This window comes from Nitrososphaera sp. (assembly GCA_039938515.1).
Lineage (GTDB): Archaea > Thermoproteota > Nitrososphaeria > Nitrososphaerales > Nitrososphaeraceae > Nitrososphaera.
Map to the genome: position 1 here is coordinate 36,947 of JBDUUL010000001.1, position 15,575 is coordinate 52,521.

Here is a 15,575-nt window from a genome sequence, read left to right on the forward strand (position 1 = left end):
TTTTCTCTTTCTTGACTCAGAATTTAATGATAAAGCCAAATCTATTACTCGTATACAGCCACGACTTTGGTGCCAGCTCTAACTAGCATTGGACCTACGACCGTCGTGATGGCCACGACCATGCCGACGATCGGGAAAAGCGAACTGCTAATTGCTCCTAGGTCCTGACCCGTCTTGAGAACGATAAACGAGAACTCGCCAAGTTGAGCCATGGAAAGGCCTATTCCGAGTGCAAACTGCCGCTCGAACCTGAAGAACTTGGCGCCAAGATACACCCCGCCAACCTTTCCAAGTATCGTCACGAGGCTGATTACCATAACAGGGATCCAGTAAACAGAAATCAGTGAGAGGTTCATCAGGGCGCCTATAGTAACGAAAAAGATCGCTGCAAAGATCTCTCTTGTAGGAGAAATCAGGTTCGTTACCTGCTCTGAGAAGCGCGATCCTGCAATGCACACCCCTGCAAGAAAAGCGCCGGTCGCGGCGGAGAATCCGAGCTGGTCTGATGCAAATGCCAGGCCAAACGCCAGTCCCAGTGCAAGCATTATCGTTATTTCATAGCGTTCTAGTTTTGCGACGAGTGCAAAAAGCCTTGGAACAATTAATACGCCTGCGGCGATGGTTCCTCCGATAAAAAGCCCGATCTTGCCTACGGTGAAAAGTACCTGGGATAATTCGAAGGAGCCATTTACAACGCCAGAGTGCATGGCGCTTATGAGAACGACGGCCACCAGATCCTCTATTACTGATATTCCGATGACAATTATAGCCTGGGTGGTCTCCATCTTGCCGGCGTCCTCAAGAACTTTGACAATTATTGCGGTTGAGGTTATGGAAATTGCTGCGGCAAGAAACAGTGAATCGTAAAACGACCATCCAAGTCCAAGGCCGACCGCAAAACCAAGGCCGAGCATTACAAGGATTTCAATGATGGCGATGCCCGTACCCATTAATCCGATTGCCCGCAGCTGGCTGAGCGGGAAGGAAAGACCAACGCCAAATAACAGAAGCACAATTGCAATATCGGAAAAGTTGTTCAGCATATCCACGTTTTTTATTAGCGAAAATGGGCCGAAGGGGCCTATCAGAATCCCTGCGACCAGGAAGCCCAGTACAAGTGGTTGTCTGAAAATATACGCAAGCGTGCCTACCGCTGCGGAAATCAAGAGCAGGTATCCTAGGTCCCCAACAAGTTCTATCCCTGTGCTCACGAGACTATTGGTCTGAAACTGGAAATGCGCTATATCACAACAAGTCAAGATTACTTTTCTTAATAGACAATATTTTGCTCTGTATTGGAATGACTGCTATTCGAAATATGGACAGTGAGGGTCAACTATACAGTCTGGATACTCGCTCAATCTGACGGTAGCACTTCTGTGACAACCCTGCAAGTTAGAATAGAAGTTCCAAACCGGCGGGACAAAAAGAAGAAAAGATTACTTGCGTCCCTTTGAGGGCTTGTTGTTTTGTTCCATCTGATTGCTGCGAGTATTCGATGAGGCTTTGCTCGCAGGGCTGTTCGGGTTGAACGTACTTGGACGCGTCTCGTTTGGCGTATAGCTGTTTCCGATGTTTATCGGCGCTTTAGAGGTCTTTTGTTGTTCAGTCATCACTGGTTCTGGGTTGGGTGCCTTACTTGAGTGGGAGTGTTGTCATGTCCTGTATCACCAAATGTTCAATAACAAAAGTCAATTGTCGTGTCGAGATTGCCCTTCACTGAACCAGTGTGATGCCCGAACGATCAAATGAGCTCAATGTTTAGGAAATTACTTGACCTCTCCTCACATACGTTATCTATGATGCATTATGTGAAAAAACGTATGACACATGATCTTTCGTTCATTATGATTATATATCAGCATGCCGACGGTGCTGTTACCAAAATTGGCCCAGCAGCACAAGGACGCCGAGATTATCAGCGACATACTGCTAAAGGCGGCAAGCGAGCCAGACTTCCGCAACATGCTGCTTAGCGACCCTGCTTCGGTACTGGCTAAGTATGAACTTTCGCGCGAGGCCGTTTCTATAATCCGCCGGACCATTTCCGATCTGTCCCAGTAAGAAAATTCCTATTTGATTGCATGAGCATTCTCTACTTAGAATTGTACGCGCGGAATTTGCGCGTCATGTTTCGCTGACTTACTATTAAAATCATTAAAATCCTTTCCTGCGCGCCTTTGCCAATGAACAAACCAAACGCCACGATTGCATTAGCTTTGATTGTAGGCCTAGCATCTGCGGGTCTCGGTTCGGCTTTTGCACAAACAACTTACTCGGCAAATCCGAGCACGAGTACCGCGGCGACTGGCAACCAAACGAGCACCGCCAGCCCCAGTACAGCAGCTGGTCCGACGACGACTAGCAGCTCGAACAGTACCGCTAGCACTGCCAGTAGCACAACACCGACATCATCCAATGTTACGACCTTCAATGCATCCGGAAACATCACCGGTATCATTTTCCCAACAAGCACTCCAGCCTCCAGCACTGCGATTCCATCAGCTCCCGTCACATCGAGCACTACTTCTCCGTCATCTTCCAATACGACATCAAGCAGCACAGTTGGTACTGTAAATTCTACCGCTCTTGGTTCTAACTCGACAACGACACCACCAGCTGCCGGAAGCAGCACAGCGGCCGCAGCAACTTCTGCAACAAGCAACAGCTCAACGTCTACCACTCCGACCACTAGCCCGTCAACGAATACCGGAACAGCAAGCATGACAGCAGCAAATGCGACCGAAACTATGCCATATCTTCTGGCTGGAAACTGGCAGCTCAGTGTTTCAAATGGCAACGTGTCAAAGTTTAGCGCATCGTTTACCATGGTTCACACTGACGGAACCGGCAGGCATTCACATAGCATCACCAATTTCCACTCGACCATGAAGCACCCCGTAAGCCTATCAAACACCACACTAATTTCCGGAACAGTTGACGTCATGAAGGATGGGTCGGTTCAGTGGTCTAACGTAAGCGCCGCAATAATGATCCAGAACAACAACGTCGTAAGCATCGCACTTGACTCAAAGGCAACCTCCGACCACTTTGCAGGCCAGCCGATTTACGGAATCACGACCTCCCTGACAAATGCACAGGGAACGCAAATGATCCAGGGTGCAACTACAAGCGCTTCAAACATCGGGCAGACAATCACCCAGGGCGCTTCAAACCTGGGAAGCAAGGCCTCTAGTGCATTAAGCAACCTGAGCAGCTCAGTACAGCACGCATTCAATAAGACTAAGTAAGCGAAGGAGCCTTCCGATTGGAAGGCGACCTATCCTTTTTTTATTTACGATCTACCATTTCTTCCCTGCGACCTGCCTTATGTGGTAGTAAATTAACTGCTGGGCGTAGCCTGCGTAGTAACCATAGCGGGATCGGGCGCTTTCCGATAAAACCTTGTACTGGTTGGGCGTGAGTTTCTCAGCGAACTTTATAGGAGCCTGCAGTCCGCATACGGAAGCCAAGGCCCTTGCTATCCAGACGTCTATGGGGAATGATTCCAGCTTGTCAAAAGCAAAAAGTAGTACGCAATCTGCTATCTTGTTGCCAACACCGTCGAGCGACATCAACTCCTCCTTTGCTCTGGCATAATCCATCTTCCTGCAGGCATCGATGTCAAACTCCTTGTTTGAGAGCTTCACGGCAAGCCCGTGTACGGCCCCGGCACGGTACCCCAGGCCGCAGGTCCGAAGCTCTTCTAGAGAACTCTGCGCCAACCTTTCCGGGGTCGGAAATAAGTGAAACTTGTGACCGTCAATTATGGCGGTCTCACCGAGTTTAGCACAAAGCTGTGAAAGCATCCTGCGGATCATCTGGATATTCGTATTGCTTGCGCAGAGAAATGAAACGAGGCACTGGCGCGGATCCTGCCTGAGCAGCCTCAGGCCGCGGTGGGCCCGGACCAAGTTTGATATGAATGGATCAATTGAAATCGACGCAACAATGGACTCCATGTCGTCGTCCAGCCGAAGGAACCTTGCGACCGCGTCTTGGTTTTCATCGGGAAATGACCTTGCTTCCTCGACCCTGCCGGCTGCCATGGTGATTCGAAGTAGTCTCGACCCGTCAACGCCGTACCACTTGTCGCCGATTTTCTGCCACAGAAAGACCTGGCCGCTCAGAATGGTCTTGTCAATATCAATGGTATCAAGTGAAGCGTTACGTCCTGCCTGGATAGGCAAAACCATTCTCGAAAAACTTTGCATAGACCTAATTAAAGTTGTCTTTTGAGTCACCACTCAAATAGCGTTAAATAACTGGATACAAGACTTGTATTTAGATGACTTCCGGCGAGAAGCCGACCGATCCTGCCGACGCGTTCAAGGCGGCCGTGGAAAAGGGCAGCAGGGCACAGGAAGACCTGGTCAAGCAGTTCTCCGCAATCCAGCAAGACGCTGCGCAGAGCTATCTCGCAATGCTTAGGGGCCTGACGTTTTACAACGCAATGTTCAAGACTACTGTGCAGAGCGGCGGGAGGATATCAATCCCTGAGGCGGAGCGACAAGCCCTTGACATCGATGACGGCGATCTGGTGCAGGTCATAGTGGTTCCGATTGAGCGACGGCACCGCGAGGGCAAGAAAGAGAATACAAAATAACACAGGTTTGACTGCGACTTACAACGACATCTGGTTTCCAAGCAAGAACCGCAAAACAAGTTTGTTAAAAGTCATCGGCTTTTCAATAAAAGGCACGTGACCGCAGTTCTTTATGACGACCAGCTCCAGGTCAGGGATTTCCCGGTACTCCTTGGCGTATTGCACTGGAATCATTTTGTCGCTATCACCCCAAAGCAGCAGCGTGGGGCATGTTATTTTACCCAGCCTGCCCTGAAGGCGAGGGGCATATCTCATGCCAAGCAGTGTGGACATGAAGGCATACTTTGAGTTTGGAAGCTTCATTCTATTTACAAAGTCGTTGATTACATCATCGCTTACGACTGCGGGATCGTATGACATTGCGGAAAAAGCCTTCTCAGAGTTCTCGTAGGTGGGATAAAGCGCTGACATTATGTAAGAGTCGAGGACCGGGGTCGAGGTTCTCATCATTCCTGCGGGCGATACTAGGACGAGTTTCTCGATCTGCCTAGAGTGGCCAACCGCGTATTCAGTGGCAAGGTGTCCGCCAAACGAAGAGGCCACAATTACGGGCTTTAATATCCCTAGGTTTTTGAGGAATGTAGCAAGAAAATCTAAAAAAAAATCCATGGTATACTCGACGGTCGGTTTGTCGCTGTATCCAAACCCGATGATGTCCGGGGCCACAACCCGAAAGTACCTCGCAAGAGTGGGAATGACAAGATTCCATCGGTCGGCAGACGCCCCTATTCCATGCAGCAATACGACGACGCGGTCGGACTCCGACGACAAGACATCCAGGTACCTAACGGAGTAGCCGTTTACGTCGACTATGCGCTGCGGCAGAGATTGCACTTGCAGTAGCTGCATGACTGTTTCCTTCACTAATATACCTATGCGGGTAGGAAGCAAAACAGCGGTTGGGTGTATCCGCGCCAGAACTGCGCTCAGTAGGTAAAGTTCGCCGAAACTGGGTGGACCCCAGGGGTATGCGGCACCGGAGCGGGCTGCACAAGCCTGGTTCCGTCGGAGTTAAAATAGCCGAACTCGCTCTTGGCAGCAGAAATCGAATTCTCCCATTTTGCCTCGTCGAAGCTGTACCCTGCCTGCAAGACAATTGACTCGTAGGCCCTTGCCCCCGCGGTGAGTTCTCTTGAGCATACTCCGCAGCTCGATTGAACTGCGTCTTTGTGCAAACCCGCGGCGCTCGCTCTATTGACGTGGAATAGCCCAAAGTGGGACTGGCTCCTGTAGCCTTCCTGGAGCTCCCAGTTGTCGACTAGCGACCAATGCATGTAACCTATGACGTTTGCCCCATCTTTGATTGCAGACATCATTTCTTCAATATGAGAGACAATGTATTGGGCACGGTGCTTGTCTGAGCCGTCTGCGATGCCGTTCTCTGTAATCATTATCGGTTTGTTCCATTCGTTCTTGATATGCATGAGGATCCTGTACAGGCCATTGGGATAGATTTCCCATCCGAGGTCGTTCTTCATGCTGGCAGGCTGACCATTGGCTGTCAGCGAATCAGAAAAGGCGCCGCCCAGAAATTTCGCTGATGAATTGGCAATGCCCCGGTCATACGAAATGTACGCGCGCCTGTAATAGTTTACACCCACAAAATCAAGTTTGTTTTTCCAATCGGGGTGCTTTATGAAGTTAGGGCTTGAACTATTGTGCTCTACAAGTGTGTTGAGAAAGTTTTGATCCTCCTCCCCATTGACGACCGCATTTATGAAATAGTCATTGGTATAGTAGGACGCGTCTTGCGCCGCCTTGGCATTCTGCGCGTGAGTTTCCTGCTTGTCGTGGACCGGCTCCAGGTCCATCATTGCGTTGGCAAACCCGACCAGCTTTGCGGGACCTGACCTGTCAGCGGCTACGTCGTCAAGGCTAGAGATCGCATCGTAGGCCCGCACGTGTGCCTCCAGCAAACTGTGCAGTGCGACCTTGGCCCTTGCTCCGTCCCCGACAAATCCTGGAGACCAGAGCCCTACTATGTAGCCAAGAGATACATATACCCCAACCGGCTCGTTCAGCGTTAGCCAGTAATCAACCAGGTCTTTGAGCTTCGGGACGACATAGCTGACATATTTCACATACTCGTCGACAGTTTCATTCGAATCCCACCCGCGCAATGATTTGAAATAGCCTTCTCCCTTGCATGAAGGATTGGACTCTACGGGGTCTGCGAGGCAGTCCTTGTTTACGATCGGCGTGAGCACCCAGAGTGGCAGCGTAAAGTGCTCGAGCGTTACTACCGGGGTAATGCCTCTCGCCTTTAGTGCCATTATCATTTGCCTGTAGTGCTCTATGGCGCTCTGGTCCCAGACCCCTTTTTGAGGTTCAATCCTGCTCCATTCAAGGCTCAGCCTGTACGAGTTAAGTCCCAGCGACTTGGCATTATCGAAATCTTTCAGATAGTATTGGGGATCCCATTCGCGGTCTGCCTCGCCTGCGGGTTGCATGTTGTTCGTACCACCGCCCACCCTCTCCTTTATCTGAGGCGAGCTGTTGAAAAAATTAAAGTCGTTGTTTGTAATGTTGCCTTCAACCTGATAGGAAGACGTGGCGGCGCCCCAGAGAAACACCGGTCTTTGTGATGTTGCGCCAGTACCGCCTCCTGGTTTTTCGGCATAGGTCGCGGTAATGGCACCCCTGCCTGCAATACTCGGAAAGGGGAGAACCAGCGCGGTTACGGCAATCAAGGCGAGGGCCTGCAGGGGAAGGCCCACCCCTGAGCGCCTGGAATGCAAAATTGAGAGAACCGAACGCCAACCCCGTTCGACCAAAGCGTTAGTCATCTTATAGAACTATCTTACATCGAAAGTTCTTAAAGAATCTGGAAGAAATTTCAGTGCGCATTTTTCCCCACAACCATCAACTGCAAGCCAGTACTAGTATGGTTTATAGTAAAACCAAGACTGGATAACTTCCGCAGCTCGTCCGTTTGCAGCCCGGCCGAGGCAAGGTTTAAGTTGTGATAAACACTCCCTCGCTGGGGGTTGTTTCCTTGACGGCTTCACAATCACCAATTACCTTGACCCTGCAGGAGGCACAGGTCTCGGCAGGGCAAGAGCTTCACGGGATTGTAGAAATCGGGTATCAGGGCCGGTACGACAGCCTTGTCATTAATTCGCAAATAGAACGGTCAAACGATGTCTTTTCCTATGTCGGGCTCAACGGTAAAAAGGTAAAACACCCCTACGCAAGGTACTCTATATTCAAGTCAGAGCTCGGAGGACGAAGCAAGATAGAGTTCGTTGCTGTCACATCGCATGTGCCCGAGGGCGCTGATACTCCGACCGTCGCCAAGTTCAGGGTGAGCCTTATTCAGGAACACAAAGAGGTGGCGACTGACATCAAACACGTAAGCATCACACGAAGTGCCTGACTCGCTAAAGGCCTAGATTTCCCGACCTGTGGTTCCATGCGTATCTTTGTCGCTTGCCTGCAGGCTGCGCGTGTCCTGATTGGCAGTTGCCTGTCCCGCTCCCTCGGTCTTTGCCTGTGGTGATGCCTGGCCAGCTCTGGACTGGTGACTAAGCGAAGGGGACTGTTGGGGTGCGGTGACCTTGGGTGCAGTAGAAGCGGGCTGGGCTGGCAAAGGTTTCTCCTGAGCCGGCGTTGAGGGCGCGGGCCTTTGCGGGGAGGGGATCATCTTGGTGTAAGGTGGTGGACTGGGTTTTGGAGGAGGCGCCTTGGCCATTGCCCTTCCATACCTATACAGGTGGAACATGCCGGCAAAAACCAACATCATGATGCCTATTATGAACAGGGAATAATTCTTCATTCCATTAAGCACGGCATAGTATGCGGAAATGTTGAGGTATACCTGAAAAGCCAGTAGAACTGCAAACAAGGCGAAAAGCCAGCGTTGGGAAAGTTCGATTGACTTGGCAGCCGCTTTTTTTGGCTGGAGCTTGGCGTTAGCGTCGGCGTGCTTGGCCAGTTTTATCATCATGTATGTGAACCCGAAGGAAAGAGGCACCAGCAGCATCATTACTGTGTAAAAGAATATCGGATCTATTACCAGTCGCTCGAGCAGCGCCTTGTGCGGGTCCGGGTCAATATAGAATCCCCAGTAGGTGGTAACTATGATCTGAGCCAGACTCGTGATGCCGAGCGCAGTAATAATCGGCCTGTCTTTCCAAGAGAACTTTTTGTACTTGTCCAGAAACGGGACTACGAGCAACGAGAAAATGAACAGTCCCGGCCAGGCGACTCCGGTTACGAACTTGTCGTACATTGTACGCAGAAATGCATAGAGGCCTGTGAGATACCATTCCGGCACCGTGATGCCCGGTGGCACTTCGGGCTTGAAGGGAAGCCCGAGACCGACAGGAAACACCCCGCCGGTAAGCATGATAGCTCCTGCCACTGCCATGACCATCGGCACATCGAACACCAGGAATCTTGGAAAGTGGATTACCATCAGGCCCAGAAGGGCTATGGGCAGCATGAAGACATGGAAACCAAAGAAGCGAAGCACAAAGTCATGGAATCCTGCGCCAAAGAACGCATCTCTCATCTGCGGTCCCATGATCGGGATGGAATTGGTAAGCGAGGCGGCAATTGAGATCGCAAGCTCCGCGCGTTCGCTGAAGATAATGTCATAGCCTGTGAATGCTTCCAGAATCGTGAGCACGCCGAGTATGATTCCTGATACCCACAGGATTTCGTTCCTGATCTTGTACCTGCCGCTAAAGTACTGGTAGTACATGTGGAGAAGAGCCATCATGACCATCGCGTTTGACGCGTGGTAGTGGATGTTGCGGATGTGGAAGCCATAGGGTATAGTGTCGTTGATGTTCTTGACGCTATTCCAGGCCCTGTCAAGTATTGGCTCGTACCAGAACATGAGAAGAGCGCCAGTTATGCCAAGAATAATGAAAATTACAAATGTGAGCATCCCAAGAAAGCCTAGGGGGCTGACGAACCTTCCCGGGAAGGTGAACTTGAGGCCCATGAATATACTTCGGTCAATTCCGGCGTAAACCCACCGGAAGAACCTTACGAGGCTATTTTCATACGTTAAGGTAGCGCCCATAACCAACTATCCCATTTTTGTTTGGATCCCACACGGGTGGAAGTATCCACAGATTGCCGTCCGAGTCGACCTCCAAGTCCAGCTTGGCAAGTACGTTTGAAGGAGGCCCCTGGAGAGAAGCCGGGCCCGCAAATGCCTTGCCTGTGAGCGGATCGTACATGCTGCCGTGGCATGGACATTCCCCACGCTTGCGGCCTGGATCTGGCCAATACTTCCATAAACACCACAAGTGCAAACAGACCATGCTATAAGCTCTGAAGGCAGAAGCGTCGTTCTTTTTGCCCCCGAGCTCCTCCGGCAGGCGGATCAACTGCCAGGTTCGAAATGCTTCCTTGTTTAGTACCGGGTCATCGGACATTGGATAAATGATGACTTCGGAATGATTTACATCAAAAGTCTTGACGTTGACCTGGCTTCCGTCTGACAGAAGGGCCTTTGCCTTCTGCGAGGTATTTCCCGCAGGATTTGGAAGAAACTTGCCCCAGTCAACAAACGGCGTAAATGTCATAACAGTCCCGGCAGCGGCCATTAATTTAAGAAAGTCGCGCCGAGACACTCGTCCTCCCGCAACCGGAGGATTCTGCGCCATTCAGTCACGAAAGGCATCTAATAAGTTAATAAACGTTTGTGAAAATGAGCATTAGCGCCTGAAAAACGGTTCTAGTGAGGCGCGCTATCCTTGCCTTGCAGGGCCCAAGAGGTGCCGTCGAGCTTTGCATACTTTAAAAATGCCCCCGACGAATCTGCCGGCACGTTTGCGTTTTGAAGCAAGGACTCGACCATTATGGTTTTGAAAAACTTGCTTCCTGTAAAGTTTGCGTCCTGGGCATTTGCCCACATAAAGTTCGTGAGCGTAAGGTTTGCGTTCGCAAAGTTTGCTCCCTTGATTTCCGTGTACATTAGCAGGGTTCTCTCCAAGTTCGCGCCCTCAAAATTCGCCGAATTCAACTCCGCCTGCACCAAGTTGGAGCCAGACAAGTTTGCATTTGCAAAAGAAGTTCCATTGGCGACCACACCGTTCAGAAAGGCGCCTTCAAGGTTCTTGCCTGAAAAGTCCTGCCCTGAGATGTCTAGCTTTAAAGTTAGGTTGCTAATTCGCCACTTGTTAAATTCTGCAACAGACTCACGTTTCAAAAGGTCAATTCCGTTTGAGGAGGCTCCGGACACGACAAAATCCTTCGTGGCCTAGCGGTCTATATATTGTTGCCCGTCTTTCCAGGAATCCTGCAGGACCAGTTACCCTGAGCCTCAAGCCGGGTCCTTGCGGTCGGGAGGCGAGCCATCTCCGTTATGCTCCCAGGGGTTTATTCCCCACTGGTAGCGCAGGGCATCTATCAAGCCCTCAGCATACCCAATGCTTAGAACCGCGAGCTCTGGTTTGTGCTGATTTAGGAATCTTTCGGCGTCAAGTATGTAATATTCGGCATTGTCCAGAACCTCAAATACGCCTCGCCTGCTGGCCGTATCTGCTGCGTGCGCTGTTATGTAGCCTCTCATTTGCCTGACCGCACTTTTCGCCTTCGGCGCGTATCTCGACATCATCCTTTCAGATACTGTTCGTAATGCAAGACCGTTGTCGCTTGCGGGACCGAGGCACTCGGAGAATTGTTCAATGTATTCAAGTTCGGTAAAGTGCAGAGAGGCAGGAATGATTATCGAGTGCGGCCCCTCTCCAAATTCCGCCGACATCACGCGCTCAAGCGGTCCAGACAGTATGCGCTGGTCGCGGCTTCCTATCCTTGACGCGACAATGACAAACGTCCGGGGGAGAATGAGCCCCAGCTCCTGGTCCTTCTCGACTTGCTCGAGCATGCCAAAGGCAACGCGCGGCTCTAGAAAGTGACTTTCTGAAGAACCTGGTGGGGCATCAGGTCCGGAGTTGTTATTATATTCGAGCAGAACCAGGCTGTGGCTGCCACTCAAAATGTTTTCTCGAATTTTTTCGTACACGCTAATCGCGGAGTGCGGGTCCGCCATGACAGTTGACGTCCTGCCAAACCTGTAGTACTGCAGGCCGGTCTCCCCAATCAGCGCCGATATGCCTGATGCTGAATGCATGATTCTGGTAGGAATACCCCGCGCGGCCGCTCTGGTCCGAAGCTCGGAATGAGTGGTTGCAATGAGCGGGTCGCCATAAGTAATCAAGGCGACGGAGCCATTCTTTGCTCTCTCGAGTATTTCCCTCCCGTCCTCGACATACCATCTGGCGACCAGCTCTGGCTGCTTGTCCAGCATGTTTCTGAGCTCTTCCAAGTCCCTGTCCGAAAGGTAGCTTGTGAAGCGCTCGACGCAAACAGTATCACATTTTTTCAGTTCATCCAGAGCCGCAAGGCTAAGACCCCTCACTCCGTCAATTCCCGTGCCTGCAAACAATAGCATTAGGTTACGTTAGCAGAATCAATTACAGACCGTTATATCCTAAACTATGCCTTGGCTGATTTCTGGTTGTGATGGATGCGTGACAGGTGGAACATTGCCCTTCCGTAAACCTCGATGCTGGATACATACTCGTCAATGTTGACCCGCTCGTCTGCGGTGTGGGATGCGTGCGGGTCGCCCGGACCGTAAGTGACTACCGGTATCTTGAAGTTGTGACCAAGGACGTTCATGTCCCCTGTGCCGGTTTTCCGTAGGAGCATGGGACGGCTCTTCCTGACATCAAGCACGCCCAGTATGAGCGACCTGACAAGCGGCGATGAGTGGTCGGCCTCAAACGGTTCCGTCTTGTCCTCTATTCGTACGGTCGTCTTGACGCCCTTTTTTGACCCCGTTTGCGCAATTACTGATTCGACTGCGGAGAGGACCTTGTCGCAGGTCGTGATTGTGGGAACCCTGATGTCTATCGTGATTCGGCACTTTTGCGGTGTCACGTTGTGGCTCGACCCTCCGCTTATCTCGGTGAGACAGCAGCTGATGGATTTGGCCTTGTTCTCGGCCGTGCCGATGCGCTCAATTTCGGACTTGATTGCAAGCCAGAACTCGCTCATCTCCTCGATGGAATTCTTTGCCAGCCACGGCGCGCTTGCATGCGCGCTGTCCCCGACGTCGCAGGTCAGCCTTATCGCCAGCCTTCCCTTGTATGCAACCGTGACGTTGTCAATGCCCGAAGGCTCCCCGAATATTGCATAGTCTACACCCAGCTTGCTCTTTACAAGCTGCTTCACACCCGCCGCGTTGCCCTCTTCATCAACCACGCCTGCGAAAATCGCAGTTCCGCTTTGCTTTGGAAATTCAGAAGCCGCAAGCAGCATCGCAATGAGCGGCGCCTTTGCATCGGATGCTCCCCTGCCGTAAATATGGCCGTCCTCGATTCGGACAGGGACCTGGCCTGGCACGGTATCCATGTGGCCGCATAGCAAGATCCTGGGAAAACCACTTCCCCTTGTGGCAATGATATTGCCAACACTGTCGATGTTTACCTGTTCAAATCCCAGGTCATTGGTGCATCTGTCCCGCAGCAGGTTGGCAAGGGCCGCCTCGGAACGCGATGGAGTATAAATTTCCAGGGCCTTTTTCAGTAGCTCGACCGCGTAGCTAGGAGAAACCAAAGGACTATTTTTTTCCTGCCGCTATGGCATACTCGATCATCAGTCCCGGGATGTCGACTCCCGTGACCCGTACTGTGTTTTTGAATTCAGTAGTATTGTTTACCTCGTGAACCAGGAGGCCTTTAGAATCGCTTTCCATGAGGTCCACCCCAACGATTTCACCGCCGAGTGCCTTGGAGGCTCTGATGCATATTGATTCAAGTTCGGACGTGATGGGGCATGCTTCTGCCCGGCCGCCAAGCGCCATGTTGGTCTTCCATTCTCCTTCACCGGAGTATCTGTATATCGCCGCCACCACCCTGTCGCCTACGACGATGGCCCTGATGTCCCGCGGTGGCCGCTTCACAAATTCCTCAAAGTAGTATACATGGTACAACGGGAACATGTGCTCTCTGTCCTCAATGACCGCTCGGGCGGCTTCCTTGTCCTTCAAGAGTGCAATGAGTCTGCCCCAGCTTCCGACTGTCGGCTTTATCACTGCAGGGTAACCGAGTTCTTCAAGCGCCTGGAGCGCAGACTCTTCTGAAAATGCAGAAACTGCTCTCGGGGTCTTTACGCCTGCCTTTTCAAGAGCCATGTGGGCAAACAGCTTGTTGCCCGAAAGGCTCGCAGACTTCAAAGAGTTGATAACGCGCGCGCCGAGGCCTTCAAGCGCAGCAGTCGAGTGGATGCTCTTAAAGTAGCTGACGCAGCGCTGAATTACTACAGTGCCTTCGTATGCACTTCTCCCGTCCAAGGGCACAACCATACTCTTGGCGTCAATGCTCGTTGAATTGATCCCGTTCTTCCTGCAGGTTTCATAGATGGCCTTTTCTTCCCACCTGATATTGTCATACAAAACCACAAGGGATCCGGCCTTGACACTTACATCAAGTTTGTAGGTGGGGTGAGAAGGTAGCCCGTTACCTTCTCCCGTCGTCACTGACCCCAGTCCTCTCCAACAACCTGGGCGGGCTTGATACCAAAGCCCTCGGCTGCCTTGACCAGCTCATAACTAGCGCCACAATCCGGACAGGTTACAATTTCTCCCTCGATGGAGTCTGCGGGGACCTTGATTTCTGCGTCGCATTCTGGACATTTGACCAATTCTAACTTACTACTCCTTTACCTCGGTTACCTTCATTGGCGCGTCATTAAGTATTTTTCTCTCAAGCCTGTCGTCAAGGTACAGCTCCAATATGTCCCCCATCCGAAGCTCCTTCAGGCCCTTGGCAAGGGTCTCGGCCTCGTGCTTGGTTGTTTCAAGGCCAAGAAGCGTCAGGAGGTAGGCGGCTCCGTTCTTTCCCGCAAGCTCGCCAAAGACAATCTTGCGCCTATTCCCGACAGTCTTGGGCTCGAGAATTTCATATGCCGCTGGATTTCTCAGGATAGCGGCCAGATGGGTTCCGGCCTTATGCTTGTATGCGCTGTCGCCAACTATCGGCTTTGATTCTGGCACCGGCATTGAGGTATAGTCTGAAATGGTCTTTGAGAGGTCCCTTAGCATATGCAGCCGTAGGTCGTTGTTCGAGCGGTAAATCAGAGTCAGCGCGACTGCAGTTTCCGCAAGTGACGGGATGCCCGTTCTTTCGCCAAAGCCGTCAATGGTCGTGTGGATCTGATCCGCTCCTGCATCGCAGCCGGCGAGCGCGTTTGCCAAGGCAAGGCCGACATCGTTGTGGCAGTGGACATCGAGCTTTGACTTGGACGTGTCGATATTGTCTCTGACCAATTTTATGAGATTGTACATTCCCCGGGGCCGCATGATTCCTACAGTGTCCGGGATGCTTATCCTTTCAATCCCCCTCTTGTTCATCTCCTTGCACATCTCGATGAGAAATTCCGGAGAGGTCCTACTTGCATCTTCCATGGTAAAGCGTGACTTGAGACCATGCGCCTTGATGTAGTCTGCTACCTCGAGAGCCCTTATCTTGGCCTCTTCGCGCGAAATCTTTAGTTTCGCTGCAAGGTGTATGTCAGAGATTCCCATGTAGGTGGCGACCCAGGTTGGATCACAGTTAAGCGCAAGGTCAACATCAGACTTGATTGCGCGGACGTGGGCTACAATGTCCGCGCGAAGGCCCTGCTTTATTATGGTCTTTGTTGCCTCAAGATGGTCCTGAGAAACCACCGGGCTGATTTCTATTTGGTCGACTCCAAAAGAGTCGAGCATCCAAGCAATCTGGATGCGCTGCTTGATAGTAAACGAAACACCTGGATGCTGCTCTCCCTCTCTAAGCGTGCTGTCCAGGATACTGATCTTTCTTGCTGGCTCGTCTTCTGACCAGCGATTGTACTGATGAGCATAAAAGTTCGGGTCGTCGGTTTTCAGGGACATGATCCGATAAGAAACGCCTCGAGCAGCAGATATAAACGTTTTCGCAAGACAATTACGAAAAGCAGCACTTTG

Annotated in this window: 18 protein-coding genes; 4 read left to right on the top strand and 14 right to left on the bottom strand. The window is 51.4% G+C overall.

Annotated elements, in window-relative coordinates; all coding sequences use genetic code 11:
- Positions 1 to 44 precede the first annotated feature (44 nt).
- The gene (locus ABI361_00225; GenBank protein MEO9319077.1) at positions 45 to 1,211 is read right to left on the bottom strand and encodes a cation:proton antiporter; all 1,167 of its coding nucleotides are present in this window, start codon (positions 1,209 to 1,211) and stop codon (positions 45 to 47) included.
- A gap of 228 nt (positions 1,212 to 1,439) precedes the next feature.
- Positions 1,440 to 1,613: a hypothetical protein gene (locus ABI361_00230; GenBank protein MEO9319078.1), complete on the bottom strand. Its 174-nt coding sequence runs from the start codon at positions 1,611 to 1,613 to the stop codon at positions 1,440 to 1,442.
- Positions 1,614 to 1,887: 274 nt separating this feature from the next.
- Here ABI361_00230 and ABI361_00235 point away from each other — a divergent pair, with 274 nt between their 5' ends.
- Positions 1,888 to 2,064: a hypothetical protein gene (locus tag ABI361_00235; GenBank protein MEO9319079.1), complete on the top strand. Its 177-nt coding sequence runs from the start codon at positions 1,888 to 1,890 to the stop codon at positions 2,062 to 2,064.
- 208 nt (positions 2,065 to 2,272) lie between these two features.
- Here ABI361_00235 and ABI361_00240 read toward each other — a convergent pair whose 3' ends face one another.
- A complete protein-coding gene (locus ABI361_00240; GenBank protein MEO9319080.1) occupies positions 2,273 to 2,830 on the bottom strand; it encodes a hypothetical protein in 558 nt (185 codons plus the stop codon).
- Here ABI361_00240 and ABI361_00245 point away from each other — a divergent pair.
- Positions 2,829 to 3,251, top strand: a complete 423-nt coding sequence (locus ABI361_00245) for a hypothetical protein (GenBank protein MEO9319081.1) — start codon at positions 2,829 to 2,831, stop codon at positions 3,249 to 3,251. The two genes, ABI361_00240 and ABI361_00245, sit on opposite strands and share 2 nt — an antisense overlap.
- A 51-nt stretch (positions 3,252 to 3,302) precedes the next feature.
- On the opposite strand, the gene ABI361_00250 is transcribed toward ABI361_00245, so the two are convergent.
- Positions 3,303 to 4,196: a DNA glycosylase gene (locus tag ABI361_00250; protein ID MEO9319082.1), complete on the bottom strand. Its 894-nt coding sequence runs from the start codon at positions 4,194 to 4,196 to the stop codon at positions 3,303 to 3,305.
- A gap of 92 nt (positions 4,197 to 4,288) precedes the next feature.
- Between ABI361_00250 and ABI361_00255 the strand changes: the two genes are divergently transcribed.
- On the top strand, positions 4,289 to 4,606 hold the full coding sequence (locus tag ABI361_00255) for an AbrB/MazE/SpoVT family DNA-binding domain-containing protein (protein MEO9319083.1): 318 nt from the start codon (positions 4,289 to 4,291) through the stop codon (positions 4,604 to 4,606).
- Between the two features lie 18 nt (positions 4,607 to 4,624).
- Here ABI361_00255 and ABI361_00260 read toward each other — a convergent pair whose 3' ends face one another.
- Positions 4,625 to 5,455 (bottom strand): alpha/beta hydrolase, encoded by an 831-nt coding sequence (locus ABI361_00260; protein ID MEO9319084.1) that lies wholly within the window; start codon positions 5,453 to 5,455, stop codon positions 4,625 to 4,627.
- Between the two features lie 77 nt (positions 5,456 to 5,532).
- On the bottom strand, positions 5,533 to 7,323 hold the full coding sequence (locus ABI361_00265) for a glycoside hydrolase family 1 protein (protein MEO9319085.1): 1,791 nt from the start codon (positions 7,321 to 7,323) through the stop codon (positions 5,533 to 5,535).
- Positions 7,324 to 7,568: 245 nt separating this feature from the next.
- On the opposite strand from ABI361_00265, the gene ABI361_00270 reads away from it, so the two are divergent.
- The gene (locus ABI361_00270) at positions 7,569 to 7,982 is read left to right on the top strand and encodes a hypothetical protein (GenBank protein ID MEO9319086.1); all 414 of its coding nucleotides are present in this window, start codon (positions 7,569 to 7,571) and stop codon (positions 7,980 to 7,982) included.
- A gap of 12 nt (positions 7,983 to 7,994) precedes the next feature.
- On the opposite strand, the gene ABI361_00275 is transcribed toward ABI361_00270, so the two are convergent.
- From ABI361_00275 to ABI361_00310, 8 genes are all read right to left on the bottom strand, one after another.
- A complete protein-coding gene (locus ABI361_00275) occupies positions 7,995 to 9,638 on the bottom strand; it encodes a cytochrome b N-terminal domain-containing protein (GenBank protein MEO9319087.1) in 1,644 nt (547 codons plus the stop codon).
- Positions 9,616 to 10,227 (bottom strand): twin-arginine translocation signal domain-containing protein, encoded by a 612-nt coding sequence (locus ABI361_00280; protein MEO9319088.1) that lies wholly within the window; start codon positions 10,225 to 10,227, stop codon positions 9,616 to 9,618. Before ABI361_00280 ends, ABI361_00275 begins: the two co-directional genes overlap by 23 nt.
- A gap of 71 nt (positions 10,228 to 10,298) precedes the next feature.
- The gene (locus tag ABI361_00285; GenBank protein ID MEO9319089.1) at positions 10,299 to 10,805 is read right to left on the bottom strand and encodes a pentapeptide repeat-containing protein; all 507 of its coding nucleotides are present in this window, start codon (positions 10,803 to 10,805) and stop codon (positions 10,299 to 10,301) included.
- A gap of 81 nt (positions 10,806 to 10,886) precedes the next feature.
- Complete coding sequence (dph5, locus tag ABI361_00290) at positions 10,887 to 12,017, bottom strand: diphthine synthase (protein ID MEO9319090.1); 1,131 nt, start codon at positions 12,015 to 12,017, stop codon at positions 10,887 to 10,889.
- A gap of 44 nt (positions 12,018 to 12,061) precedes the next feature.
- Positions 12,062 to 13,186: a M20/M25/M40 family metallo-hydrolase gene (locus ABI361_00295; GenBank protein MEO9319091.1), complete on the bottom strand. Its 1,125-nt coding sequence runs from the start codon at positions 13,184 to 13,186 to the stop codon at positions 12,062 to 12,064.
- A 4-nt stretch (positions 13,187 to 13,190) separates the two neighbouring features.
- A complete protein-coding gene (gene lysX / locus ABI361_00300; protein MEO9319092.1) occupies positions 13,191 to 14,030 on the bottom strand; it encodes a lysine biosynthesis protein LysX in 840 nt (279 codons plus the stop codon).
- A 74-nt stretch (positions 14,031 to 14,104) separates the two neighbouring features.
- The gene (locus ABI361_00305) at positions 14,105 to 14,272 is read right to left on the bottom strand and encodes an alpha-aminoadipate/glutamate carrier protein LysW (protein ID MEO9319093.1); all 168 of its coding nucleotides are present in this window, start codon (positions 14,270 to 14,272) and stop codon (positions 14,105 to 14,107) included.
- 10 nt (positions 14,273 to 14,282) lie between these two features.
- A complete protein-coding gene (locus ABI361_00310) occupies positions 14,283 to 15,503 on the bottom strand; it encodes a 2-isopropylmalate synthase (GenBank protein ID MEO9319094.1) in 1,221 nt (406 codons plus the stop codon).
- Between the last annotated feature and the right edge of the window lie 72 nt (positions 15,504 to 15,575).